This is a genomic window from Pseudotamlana agarivorans, from assembly GCF_001642835.1.
Lineage (GTDB): Bacteria > Bacteroidota > Bacteroidia > Flavobacteriales > Flavobacteriaceae > Pseudotamlana > Pseudotamlana agarivorans.
Genome location: NZ_LXEI01000002.1, coordinates 154383 through 167848, shown reverse-complemented (window position 1 = coordinate 167848; position 13466 = coordinate 154383). Strand labels below are relative to the sequence as shown.

Sequence of the window (13466 nt, the reverse complement as noted above, 5' to 3'; positions counted from 1 at the left end):
CACCACAAAAAACGACATCATGAAAAAACTATCCTATTTAAGTACTTTAATGGTGTTTGCTTTATTTTTATTTGGAGCAAACACCTTAAACGCACAAGACGACACTAAAGAACAATTTACAGAAATTGAAGGCAAAGTCATTGACGCAGAAACTCATAATGATTTAATTTTTGCTGATATAGTATTAGAAAACTCCAACATAAGTACCGTAAGTAACAGCGACGGGCATTTTGCTTTAAAAATACCTTCTACTTACGCTGATGGTCATATTGCCATTTCTTACTTGGGTTATGAAAAAGTCATCATACCAATCTCCGATTTTGAAAATCACCGAAAAATAAGCCTAAAACCAGTTAACACCACTTTAGATATTGTACAAATATCAACCACTCCAAAAGATGCTGAAAAAGTAGTTTTAAATTGTTTAAGCAAAAAAAGTAGTTTATATAGCAATGAAAACACTTTAATGACGGCTTTTTACCGTGAAACGATTAAAAAACGAAGAAAAAATGCTTCTTTATCTGAAGCTGTTGTTCAAATCCATAAACAACCTTACGACAATGTAAAAAGTGATTATATTGAATTGGTTAAAGCTCGAAAAACAACAAATTACAAAAGGTTAGACACAGTTGCTCTCAAATTACAAGGCGGACCATTTAGTAATTTGTATACTGATATGATTAAGTATCCAGAATACATTTTTACTTCAGAGACAATGCCTATGTATGACTTTAAATTTGATAAAGCTACAAAAATCAATGAGCGCTTAATTTATGTGATTAACTTCAAGCAAAAGGCTAATATTACAACACCACTTTTTTACGGTAAACTATTTATTGATGCCGAAACTTACGCGTTAACAAATGCTGTGTATAGTTTAAATGTATCTAACAAAGTATTGTCAAGTGAGATGTTTGTTAGAAAAAAACCAAGAAAAGCTGATGTTTACCCTATTGAAACGGCTTATCGGGTAAATTACAGAACCAAAGATGGTAAATGGCATTATGCTTACAGCAATATTTCATTAACTTTTAAAGTCAATTGGGAAGGCAAATTATTTAACAGTACGTATACCTTAAATAGTGAAATGGCGGTAACAGACTGGGAAATTGCTGAATCAAAACTTGCAAAAAACAGAAATCAAGTTTTAAGACCTACCACCATTTTAACCGAAAAAGCTTCAGGGTTTTCAGATCCTAGATTTTGGGGTGCTTACAATATTATAGAACCTGAAAAATCGATCGAATCGGCGATTAAAAAAATTCAGAAACAATTAAAACGAACATAGTTCTACTAATAATTTTTAGTAGATAATTTAGCCAATATAGGCTCATGATCAGACCATTTTAAATTGAAATTTTCATGAGCCCATATTTGAAAACTTTTATCGGGCAATACATAATCTAAGCGCATTGGGTAACCTAACAAGTGATAGGTACCACCAAAACCAGAACCCTTTTCAAGAAAGCTATCTTGCCTACCTTGACTGATTAAACGGTAGGTTTCAGAAAAAGGTGTCGCATTAAAATCACCTGCTACAATATACTTTCCTTTAAAGCCTTCTATATTTTCTAGTAATAACTCGGTTTGTGCACTTTTCATTTTCTGACCAACGTCTATTTTGGGATAAACCGCCTCCAAGCCTTTTTGTGTAAAAAACTCTGAATCCACTTCTACTCCAAAGGATTGTAAATGCACATTATAAATTCTAATAACCTCTTCATTATACTGTACATCGGCATACATGGCATTATTAGACGTATCAGGAAAATCAATATACCCTGTATTTACGATAGGGAATTTAGAAAGAATGACTTGCAAGGATTTACTAATGCCACGTCGTTTTCCAACAAAAGCATATGGGTAATTATCAAAGCCATATTTCTGAATGGTCCAAAACTCTTGAAACACTACAAAATCAGCATCCTGGTTATTAACAAAATTGGTTATCGCCTCAATTCTAGGTTTTATTTGGGTCCGATCAGAAGTATGCCCTGAACCTCCTCCGCCTCTCACATTATAAGTTAAAACAGAAAGATTATCATGTTCTATATTATGATTATCAAAATTCAAATTGAAAAAGAGCACATGAGACCAAGCATATACTACTAAAGCGAACCCAGCAAAATAGGCATACTTTCTTTTAAGAAAAATTAATAAAGTAAAAAGGAGTCCGTTTAAAACAACAAGAACCGGAAGTACAACAGAAAAAACTAAAGACCATACATTCTCGAAATACCGAGTAATAACACAACCAAAAACTAAAAGTAGCGGTATAACAATAGCTATAATACTACAAAGCACGACATAGGTGCTTTTAAAGATATTCAAAAGGTTTTGTTTTAGAATAATTTGGTTTGGGTGTCGTCATCCTTAGAGTTTTCTGAATCAGAGACTTCAGTTTCATCAACAACCTCTAGATCATCGGCATGAACTTCTTCGGGCCCTTCAAAAGGTAATGGTTCCATTAAATTCACTTGATTCACCTTATCTTTCGTTAATTGATTACCTAAAGCACCTATTCCTTTTATAGCTATAAATTCTTCCAAATTAACCTCTAGGTTTTCTTTACGGTCTTTTCCGCGTTCTTTCGCAAATACGATTTCGGCCATAGGGCGCCAATCTGTTGAAACGATTTCTAATTGTGACTTGGGATCGTCTGGAATAAACATTTCTTCCTTACCTTCTTGCTCAATTAAGAAACGTTTCACGTAATACAATTCCTTCTCACCATTAAAATAAACCACAGAAATTGGCTTTTTAGGCTGCCATTTTTCCATGACAATCATATCATCATCAAAATGCATAGTTACTTCTGGAGTAACCGTTTTAAGCATTCCCGATTGGGTGATAATAAGTAGTTTATCTTCCCCTCTAAACTCACCAATCAATTCGCCTCGACCATCAACATTTAAACGCTGAACGGTGTCATCGAACCAAATTTTACGCGGTTTTAAGGTTGAAACCCCTTTTTCTTTAAGTTCTACACGTTTTACAGGATATTTTGTGACTAAATTTCCTTTAGACACCCTGCCTTTAATAAGAATATCGGCAAAATCGATATCCCATTTAAGTTTTTTAATACTGCCTGCTTGGCGAAGTAATACGGTAACGACTTCAGCTTCACCATTCGGATTGGCAGAGAAATACAAACAAGTAGACCCTTTGGTGCCATTGGTAAGATCGTACTCTCTATCGCGGGTTACACTAGTCACAGCGAAACGTTTTATATAGGAAGGGCCGCTTTTACCATCACGGTAAATCATATTATAAATGGTGCGCTTATCTTTCTTCTTAAAAACAGCAACATGAATAATATCTTTACCTATAAAAGTTTTGGAGTCCACTTTGGTGACCATCATCACCCCTTGTTTGGTAAACACAATAATATCGTCGATATCACTACAATCGCAAACGTATTCGTCACGACGTAATGAGGTGCCAATAAAGCCTTCTGCACGATTCACATAAAGTTTTGTGTTTCGAATCACAACTTTAGTCGCATCAACATCATCGAAAGTTCTAATTTCTGTTTTACGCTCTCTACCTTCACCGTATTCCTTTTTAAGTCTGGTGAAATAAGCAATAGCATAATCGGTAAGATGTGCCAGATGATGTTTAATTTCAGCAATTTGTTCCTCTAGGGCTTCAATTTTTTGCTGTGCTTTATCAATATCAAATTTAGAAATACGCTTGATACGGATTTCAGTTAAACGCACAATATCGTCTTCAGTTACCGCGCGTTTTAGGTGTTTTATATGTGGTTTTAATCCTTTATCAATAGCAGAAATAACCCCTTTCCAGGTTTCTTCCTCTTCAATATCACGGTAAATTCTATTTTCAATAAAAATTCGCTCTAAAGAAGCAAAATGCCATTGTTCTTCAAACTCACCTAACTTAATTTCCAGGTCTTGCTTTAGTAGCTGCACCGTATTATCGGTTGAGCGACGAAGCATTTCTGTAACACCAATAAATAATGGCTTGTTATCTTCAATAACACAACCTAATGGCGAAATAGATGACTCGCAACTTGTAAAAGCATAAAGGGCATCTATGGTTTTATCTGGCGATAATCCCGATGGAAGGTGCACTAGAATTTCAACTTCTGCAGCGGTATTATCTTCAATCTTTTTAACCTTGATTTTACCTTTATCATTCGCCTTTAATATAGAATCGATTAGCGAAGAGGTTGTTGTTCCAAAAGGTAATTCGGTAATCACTAAAGTATTCTTATCGAGTTGTGAAATTCGAGCACGTACACGTACCTTTCCGCCTCTTAATCCGTCATTGTAATTTGAAAAATCGGCAACGCCTCCTGTTGGAAAATCAGGTAAAATAGTAAAGCGTTTACCTTGTAAGTGTTTTATTGAAGCATCAATAAGTTCAATAAAATTATGTGGTAATATTTTTGTTGAAAGCCCAACTGCAATGCCCTCGCCGCCTTGTGCCAGCAACAACGGAAACATAACCGGTAAGTTAATGGGTTCTTTTCTACGGCCATCGTAACTCGCTTGCCATTCGGTAATCTTAGGGTTATAAACCACATCGAGCCCGAACTTAGAAATTCGAGCTTCGATATAACGGGAGGCCGCAGCACGGTCGCCCGTTAAAATGTTCCCCCAGTTCCCTTGGGTATCAATTAATAAATCTTTCTGCCCTATTTGAACCATGGCATCGGCGATACTAGCATCACCATGAGGATGGTATTGCATGGTATGACCAACGATATTGGCTACTTTGTTATAGCGTCCATCATCCAAATCCTTCATGGAGTGCATGATACGACGCTGAACGGGTTTAAAACCGTCTTCAATAGCAGGAACAGCACGTTCTAAAATAACGTAAGAAGCATAATCTAAAAACCAATCTTTATACATTCCCGTAACTCGGGTAATGGTTTCTTGAGGTTCGTCTTGTTCGTTAATTAAATCGTCGCCGTTTTCAATCATTAATTATTTTTTAACTGGTTTTGGTTTGCCATTAAGCATTACTCTACCACCACGTGCTTGTAATCTTGCTATTTGTTCGGTTGCAGGGTGCACATATAGATGCTCGTATGAACGTACCACTTCTAATTCTTCTTTCTTAGTATATAACATCTTATTTAAGTTTTTTGCTTCCCTAAAGAGGGATAATTTTACAAATTAATTTATCTTTTTTAGTCGCCGCAAAGGTACATTTAAAGATAAATTACTTAAATAATTTTAACTAAAATTTATTACGATTTTACCCCAATTTTTTATTAAAAATAAGGATAAAAAATTCGATTAAACTTACTCAATTATATCCAACTCAACTTTCAAGTTTTCAATAATAAATTCCTGTCTAGACGGTGTGTTTTTCCCCATATAAAACTCTAATAAATCTTCGATAGACATGTTATGATCTAACATAATAGGATCTAAACGAATGTCTTCCCCAATAAAATGTTTAAACTCATCTGGAGAAATCTCACCCAAACCTTTAAATCGAGTAATTTCAGGTTTTGGCTTAAGTTTTTCTATGGCATTTTTGCGCTCTTCTTCAGAATAGCAATAAATGGTTTCTTTCTTATTTCTTACACGAAATAAAGGCGTTTGTAAGATATACAAATGACCTTCTTTAATCACCTCTGGAAAAAACTGTAAGAAAAACGTTATCAATAACAAACGGATGTGCATCCCATCAACATCGGCATCGGTAGCAATCACTACATTATTATAACGTAAATCTTCTAATGATTCTTCTATATTTAATGCTGCTTGAAGCAGATTAAACTCTTCATTTTCGTAAACAATTTTTTTGGTGAGACCGTAACAGTTTAGCGGTTTCCCTTTTAAACTAAAAACGGCTTGAGTATTTACATCTCGCGATTTTGTGATACTACCAGAAGCCGAATCACCCTCGGTAATAAACAAAGTGGTTTCTAAGTTTCTTGGATTTTTAGTGTCACCAAAATGAACGCGACAATCTCTTAATTTTTTATTGTGAAGACTGGCCTTTTTAGCACGGTCTTTCGCTAATTTTCGAATACCTGATAACTCTTTTCGCTCGCGTTCGGCTTGTAGAATTTTACGCTGAAGCTTATCGGCAGTCTCTGGATTTTTATGCAGATAGTTATCTAAGTAACGCTTTACGAAGTCGTTAATATAGGTCCTTACCGTTGGTAATTCGCCCCCCATATCGGTAGACCCTAATTTTGTTTTGGTCTGACTTTCGAAAACAGGTTCCATTACTTTAATGGCAATGGCACTCACCACCGATTTCCTTATATCGGAAGCATCGTAATTTTTACCATAAAATTCTCTAATGGTTTTTACGAGCGACTCTCTAAAAGCATTTAGATGTGTTCCACCTTGAGTGGTATTTTGTCCGTTTACAAATGAATGATATTCTTCGCTGTACTGCGTTTTACTATGGGTAAGCGCGATTTCAATATCATCGCCTTTTAGATGAATAATAGGATATAAACGATCGGTATCGTTAATATTTTCACTCAGTAAATCCTTTAAACCGTGTTCGCTATAATATTTTTCACCATTAAAAACTATGGTTAAACCTGGATTTAGGTACACATAGTTTTTAAGCATTTTCACTATATATTCACTTCTGAACTTATAATTTTTGAAAATGATATCATCCGGAATGAAAGATACTTTGGTTCCTTTTCTACGCGAAGTTTCTTCTAAAAACTCTTCATTTATAAGGTTACCTTGTTCGAATTCCGCGGAAGCGCTTTTACTATCACGTGTAGACTCTACTCTAAAAAATGAGGATAAGGCATTAACCGCTTTGGTACCAACACCATTTAAACCAACCGATTTTTTGAAGGCTTTGGAATCGTATTTACCTCCGGTATTCATTTTAGAAACTACATCTACAACTTTCCCTAATGGAATACCACGACCATAATCGCGAACCGTAACTTTCGTTCCTTGAATAGAAATTTCAATCGTTTTTCCGGCCCCCATGACATACTCGTCAATGGAGTTATCTAGAACCTCTTTAAGAAGAATATAAATTCCGTCATCTGGCGAAGACCCATCACCTAATTTTCCAATATACATTCCAGGACGCATACGAATATGCTCTTTCCAGTCTAATGAACGAATATTGTCTTCGGTGTAGTTAGAGTTTTCTGCCATTAATAAGAGGTGTGGTTAAGATAGGATGCTAATATAGCACATGCAATTAAAAAATAAAATAGCATTACAACAAAGTAATTAACAATGAAAATATTTTTCATTGTTAATTACTTCTATTTACTCACTTCCCTTTCTTTAAGGATACAATTAATATTCCTGCAATAACCACTAAAGCACCAAACCACTGTAAACCCGTTAAAATTTCATTTAAAAAGATCGCAGCTAATATGATGGTTGAAATAGGCCCTATTCCCGCCACAATAGCAAAATTTGATGAGCTAATCATTTTAATAGACGCAGAAACTAAAAACGAAGGTATTACCGTTGCAAACATGGCTATTACAAAACCTAAGACATACACTTGCCATGAAAAACTAAACAAATCCACCTCAGAAACCAAACTGTAATGCACAAATACACAAATGCACGACACAATCATAGCATAAGCGGTAAACTGCACCACGCCGAATTTAGGAATTAACCAGCCGCTACCTACTAAATAAGTGGCGTATGTAATCGCACTAAGCAATACAAAAGCCGCACCTATAAAGGTTTCGGTTCCAGATAAGGTTACTTCATCCCAAAACGTTATCACAACGCCTAAGTAAGTTAAAGCGATAGCCATGGCCTGAATTTTAGTAATAGGCCTTTTTAAAAACACGCAGTTTAAAATTAAAACGATAGTAGGATATAAAAACAAGATAATACGCTCTAAGCTTGCCTTAATATACTTAAGTCCGACGAAATCAAAATAACTCGCCAAATAATAGCCCACCACACCGAAAAAACACAACCATAAATAGTCCTTTTTAACCAAAGTGGCCTCAGTGTTTTTATTTCTATAAGCGATAGCAATACCTACATAAATTGGAAAAGAAAACAGCATCCTTAACAACAGAATACTTATCGTATCGACATTATAGCCATAGGCTAATTTAACCATAACCGCTTTTGATGAAAATAGGACGACCCCTAAAATACCAATAAGCACTCCGTACCAAAATTGTTTTTTTGTTGTTTCCATACAACGAAATTAACTACCTAGAGTTTTTGAAAATATAGGAAATTTCTGAAAATACGATGTTCAAGAATAAAAAAGAGTACATGAAGTTATGCACCCTAAAACAAGAAACGCAGTAAAATTGTTAAAACCTTAAATAAATAACAGCTGAATGAAGAATCGCCGTGAATTATTCTAAAAAATAATGCGACATCTCTGGCGTCGATGTTGATTTTTCAAATACAAACCCAAGCATATTTAAAACATATCAAACGCATCCGAGACATCGCATTCGAGCAAAAGTATTTCTTTTAATTCTTAGACTAACTTCAATAATATTTGATTAAAAAAACACTTCTATTTGACTAATACTTTCTTTTCAAAACTACTTTTAGGAGCCTCACAAAGGGAACATTCATAAGTATCCTCTAATTTTTCAAAAGGGGTGTTAGGCGCAATATCTTGCGTAACATCGCCATAAACCTCATTGTAAACCGTTAAACATTCCGAACATTGATAAACCTCCTCTTCGCTACGTTCCTTTTTAATAACGCTCACCTCTTCCTCTTCGCGTTCGGTTCCTAATTGTTCGAAGTACAACTGACTTAATTCCATCAACAAACCAGGTAATTCCACCTTATCTACATCTTGAACATGCATGATATATTGTTGCGTGTTCGGATCGAAATTCTTAGCATATAATAAATTATAGGTATCTCTAATTTTAAAATCCCCTATAATATCTGGTTGTTTGTTTTTTTCAATAACAATAGAGGTAAAATTATAGGTATCACTTTCATAACTTGTAATTCCGAAGGTAAGTCCGTAGGTACTAATATCATTTTGATCGAAATTAGTTACCAAGTACTTTTTAAGATTTAAGGCTTCTCTATCGTTTACAGGTAAGTGCCAGTTCATTTCGAGCATGGAATGACGCACATTGATTCCGAATTTTCCTAAAAACTTTTCCCATTGAAGTTTCGCTTTCAATGGAATACCTTTTACGATAAAGGATTTCCATGGTGTGATCGAGATCTTTCCAATCTTATTTTCCGAACACAGCTCACACATTGCTTTAAGAAACTTTAAATCATAGCGATTATTTCTCCAATACAAGCCTAACCAATAACGATCTGTACCAATACGGTTCATACCTTCATAATAAGGAAAAGGATAGAAAGGCACTTCTAGCGGCTTATCAACCGTCCTATTATTAGTATCGACAGCATCACTTACCAAATCGAAAACCGTTTCAATAGTTTCAGGCTCCTCTTGTAATATATTTTCAATGGCGATTTCAATTTTATCCATATCCCAGCTATAAATAAGCGCAGGGTACATCAATGTTTTTTTCCAACCTGGAAGTCTAACATATAAATACCAGTAATCTTCATGATCGGAAGCGATAAAATTCACATTTCCAGTAAATAAAGGCACCAAGCGTTGTCTAGGGTCGGTAATATTAACCCTTAGTTTTAATTTATGTTTAAACTGCTCTAAGATATACAGATAACGGTCACTTGTTAACCAAGAGGTACTCGGTAATATTTCGGCAGATACATAAGACGAAGCGATATTCTGGATACCATCGCGTTTCGGTTTTATAAACTGGATTTTACTAAACTGATCGAATTTACTTTCACCAATTTGCTCTGGAAAAATAATATCTTGGCGAGAACCAAATGAAATCGCATCTAAACCTAAACTTTCGGCTGCTTCACAAATATATTTTAACTCACCTGGAGACAACACACCTCCATTTATCTTAATTCTATATGGTTCTTCCATTATGCTAACACCTTTGAATTATGAAGTATTTCACGCACTTCAGTTTTACAACTTCCACAACCTAATCCAGCACCAGTTTTACTGCACAACTCAGTAAAGTCGGTACACCCTTTTGCAATAGCCTCTTCAATGTTCCCTTCACCCACTTGACTACAAGAACAAACTAATTTACCTATAACAGGCGTATCGTTTGAAGCCCCTCTAAGTAAGGTATTACGCTTATCGGCCATTTCAATTTTACTTTCGATCATGGTTTTAAATTCGGCAAATTCATTTTTATCGCCCATTAAAACCGCACCAACTAATAAATCGTCTTTAACAATACACTTCTTGTAGTAGCGCTTTTTAATATCTGTAAAGATGATTTCTTCGTAGCTTTCATCATTTTCAGGCACACTAATTTCACCAATACTACAAAGATTTAAATCATTGAATTTTAAGATATTCATTAACACCGAACCGTTATATGCGCAGCTAATATCACCGGCAATAAAGTTGGCTAGAATACCCGCTTGCTCTTCGGCTGCCGAAGTAATACCAAACAATTGGTTATTGTATTCGGCAATTTCACCAATGGCAAAAATATCTTTGTGAGAAGATTCTAAATGCTGATTTACTTTAACCCCACGACTACAAGAAATACCGTTTGCTCTTGCCATTTCCACGTTAGGAATGGTTCCTATAGCATATACAATAGCATTCGCAGTAATGAATTTTCCACTTTTTAAAGTGATGTTTAATTCTCCTGTATCTTCATCATCGAAAACGGTACTTACTTCGTTATCAAAGTAAATTTGAATACCACGTTCTTGAACATCAAGAGCTAACAACTTACTTGAAACCTTGTCTAACTGACGTTCCATAAGTCGAGAAGCACGTTGAATAATGGTAATTTTAGCGTTTTTATGCTTCATGGCAGCTGCTAGCTCTAAACCTAATAATCCACCTCCTACGATAACCACATGTTGTTCTTCCGGTGGTAAATTAGTAGCATCTAAATAAGCTTTAAACCTATCGGCATCACTTTTATTACGCATTGTAAAACGTCCAGGTAAATCAATTTGAACATCTTTAGGAATAAACGCTCGACTACCAGTTGCCAAAATCAACTTATTGAAACTATGGGTTTCATTGTTACTATCGGTAACCTGTTTATTTTCTTTATCTATTTTAGAAATTGACGTTTCTGGATGTAAATGAATATTTAGTTTACCAAGTTCTAATTCTTTAATTTTAAGCAACTGTTCCCAAGTCAACTCTTCGGTAACATATTCTGGTAATAAAACCCTATTGTAAAACAAATTAGGTTCTTTGGAAAATACATGAATTTCATCAACCTCATTATATTCTCTATAATTTTGAACAAAACGGAATGCCGCTGCTCCAGCCCCTACGATAATAATTTTTTCTACAGGCTTTTTATATTTTGAAACCGCTACACGGGTAAATTTAAAATCTGGTTCTTTGGATGTCGGATCGACATGCGTATTGGTTAAATTATTGGCGCGGTTTAAATCACTCTGTAACTGTTTACCCCAGTGCATCGGTAAGAAAACAACACCTTTTTTAATGGTATCGGTAATTTTTGCACGCACACGAACTTCACCGTTTTCACCTTTAATCTCGGTGATGTCGCCATCTTTAATTTTATTCAAGAAGGCATCAACAGGGTTGATTTCTAAAACAGGTGTTGGGTAATGTGTTTTTAAACGAGATACCTTTCCGGTTTTCGTCATGGTATGCCATTGATCACGCACACGCCCTGTGGTTAGAATTAACGGATAATCGTCGTTAGGCTGAACCGACGTATTTTCAATGGTACTAGGTAAGTTGAATTGTGCCTTTTTTGAAGGCGTGTAAAACTTTTTATCTTCAAACAATCGCGGTGTTCCTGGATGTCTGTATTCTGGAACTGGCCATTGAAACGTACCTTCATTTTTTAATCGATCGTAATTCAAGAAAGACACATCGATATTCGTGCCTTTGGTCATCGATGCATATTCATCATAAATTTCGCTGGCATTATTAAAATTGAAACCTCTGAAGCCCATACGTTGTGCGAAATCACAAAAGATTTCAACATCTGGTCTAGCTTCCCCTGGCGCATCAATTTCTTTAGGCAGGTATGAAATACGTCTTTCAGAATTCGTCATAGTACCTTCCTTCTCAAGCCATGCTGCTGCAGGAAGTACTAAATCGGCAAAATCTACGGTATCCGATTTATGAGATATATCTTGAACCACAACAAACTTCGCGTTTTTCATGGCACGTTCAATACGATTTGAGTTAGGTAGACTCACTAACGGATTGGTACAAGCAACCCAAATGGCTTTTAATTTTCCACTTTCAAGAGCGTCAAACATTTCGGTAGCAGTAAGTCCTGGTTTCGGATTAATTTGATCAACCCCCCAAAACTGAGCCACTTCACGACGATGCTCTTCATTCATTAAATCTTTATGGACAGCCAATAAATTAGCCATCCCTCCTACTTCACGACCACCCATTGCGTTTGGCTGACCTGTAAGTGAAAATGGGCCAGCACCTGGCTTTCCAACCTGACCTGTGATAAGCGATAAGTTTAATAAGGACACATTTTTATCGGTTCCTACCACACTTTGATTAAGCCCCATGGCCCACATGCTGATAAAACCTTTTGAAAGTCCGATGTACTTGGCAGCCTTTCTTATATCATCTTCAGAAACCCCACATAAACTTGAAGCTTTTCGTAATGAAGTTTGGAAAATTAAATCTTTATACTCGGCAAAACCATCGGTATACTGAGCAATAAACTTTTCATCAATTAAACCGCTTTTATAAAGACATCTGGCAATAGCATTGTATAAAATAACATCTGTACCAGGTAACAATTGTAAGTGTAAATCAGCAAAATTAGCGGAATCTGTTTTACGCGGATCAACCACAATAATTTTAACATCGGGATTGTCCTCTTTACGCTTTTCAATACGTCTAAAAAGTATCGGGTGACACCAAGCAGGATTCGCACCAGATATTAAAAACGTATCAGCCAACTCAATATCGGCATACGAAATAGGCACACTATCCTCACCAAAAGTTTTCTTATAACCTACCACGGCCGAACTCATACAAAGTCTGGAGTTGGTATCGATGTTATTGGTCCCTAAAAAGCCTTTAGTAAGCTTGTTAGCGATATAATATTCTTCTGTTAAACTCTGTCCAGAAACATAAAAAGCTACACTATCTGGACCGTGTTTTTTTATAATAGATTTGAAAACGCTTGCTGCACGATCAAGGGCATCATCCCAACTCACACGCTCTCTTGGGTGAGATCGGCTCCAGCGCATTTCTGGGTATAAAATTCTATCGGAGGTGTCGTTAGAGACGTAGTGCAAATTCATACCTTTTGAACAAAGCATGCCACGGTTAACAGGATGATCCTTATCACCCTCAACAAGCACCTTGTTATTACTGTCTTTTTTAACAATAATTCCGCAGCCTACACCACAATATGAACACGTTGTTTTTACTTCGTTTTTAATCATTCAGACAAAGATTTTATACTAAATAATAATTTT

General features: G+C 35.7%; 8 protein-coding genes. 1 reads left to right on the top strand and 7 read right to left on the bottom strand.

Annotation, left to right across the window (positions count from 1 at the left end; all coding sequences use genetic code 11):
- The first annotated feature begins 19 nt into the window (after nucleotides 1-19).
- On the top strand, nucleotides 20-1288 hold the full coding sequence (locus A6I66_RS04080) for a carboxypeptidase-like regulatory domain-containing protein (RefSeq protein WP_067145886.1): 1269 nt from the start codon (nucleotides 20-22) through the stop codon (nucleotides 1286-1288).
- A gap of 5 nt (nucleotides 1289-1293) precedes the next feature.
- On the opposite strand, the gene A6I66_RS04075 is transcribed toward A6I66_RS04080, so the two are convergent.
- The 7 genes from A6I66_RS04075 to A6I66_RS04050 form a co-directional block, all read right to left on the bottom strand.
- Nucleotides 1294-2331, bottom strand: coding sequence for an endonuclease/exonuclease/phosphatase family protein (locus A6I66_RS04075; protein WP_169815705.1), 1038 nt, complete (start codon nucleotides 2329-2331; stop codon nucleotides 1294-1296).
- 11 nt (nucleotides 2332-2342) lie between these two features.
- On the bottom strand, nucleotides 2343-4949 hold the full coding sequence (locus A6I66_RS04070; RefSeq protein ID WP_067145883.1) for a DNA gyrase/topoisomerase IV subunit A: 2607 nt from the start codon (nucleotides 4947-4949) through the stop codon (nucleotides 2343-2345).
- A 3-nt stretch (nucleotides 4950-4952) separates the two neighbouring features.
- Nucleotides 4953-5099, bottom strand: coding sequence for a hypothetical protein (locus A6I66_RS16605; RefSeq protein WP_157614075.1), 147 nt, complete (start codon nucleotides 5097-5099; stop codon nucleotides 4953-4955).
- A gap of 174 nt (nucleotides 5100-5273) precedes the next feature.
- Nucleotides 5274-7124, bottom strand: a complete 1851-nt coding sequence (locus A6I66_RS04065; RefSeq protein ID WP_067145881.1) for a DNA topoisomerase IV subunit B — start codon at nucleotides 7122-7124, stop codon at nucleotides 5274-5276.
- 121 nt (nucleotides 7125-7245) lie between these two features.
- Nucleotides 7246-8148, bottom strand: a complete 903-nt coding sequence (locus A6I66_RS04060) for a DMT family transporter (protein WP_067145879.1) — start codon at nucleotides 8146-8148, stop codon at nucleotides 7246-7248.
- A 333-nt stretch (nucleotides 8149-8481) separates the two neighbouring features.
- The gene (locus tag A6I66_RS04055) at nucleotides 8482-9912 is read right to left on the bottom strand and encodes a rubredoxin (RefSeq protein ID WP_067145877.1); all 1431 of its coding nucleotides are present in this window, start codon (nucleotides 9910-9912) and stop codon (nucleotides 8482-8484) included.
- Nucleotides 9912-13433, bottom strand: coding sequence for a nitrate reductase (locus tag A6I66_RS04050; protein ID WP_067145875.1), 3522 nt, complete (start codon nucleotides 13431-13433; stop codon nucleotides 9912-9914). Before A6I66_RS04050 ends, A6I66_RS04055 begins: the two co-directional genes overlap by 1 nt.
- Nucleotides 13434-13466 lie beyond the last annotated feature (33 nt).

Coding starts and splice junctions, on each gene's coding strand:
- A6I66_RS04070 (WP_067145883.1), bottom strand. CDS start 4,949: ATGATTGAAAACGGCGACGATTTAATTAACGAACAAGACGAACCTCAA.
- A6I66_RS04055 (WP_067145877.1), bottom strand. CDS start 9,912: ATGGAAGAACCATATAGAATTAAGATAAATGGAGGTGTGTTGTCTCCA.
- A6I66_RS04065 (WP_067145881.1), bottom strand. CDS start 7,124: ATGGCAGAAAACTCTAACTACACCGAAGACAATATTCGTTCATTAGAC.
- A6I66_RS04060 (WP_067145879.1), bottom strand. CDS start 8,148: ATGGAAACAACAAAAAAACAATTTTGGTACGGAGTGCTTATTGGTATT.
- A6I66_RS04050 (WP_067145875.1), bottom strand. CDS start 13,433: ATGATTAAAAACGAAGTAAAAACAACGTGTTCATATTGTGGTGTAGGC.
- A6I66_RS04080 (WP_067145886.1), top strand. CDS start 20: ATGAAAAAACTATCCTATTTAAGTACTTTAATGGTGTTTGCTTTATTT.
- A6I66_RS16605 (WP_157614075.1), bottom strand. CDS start 5,099: ATGTTATATACTAAGAAAGAAGAATTAGAAGTGGTACGTTCATACGAG.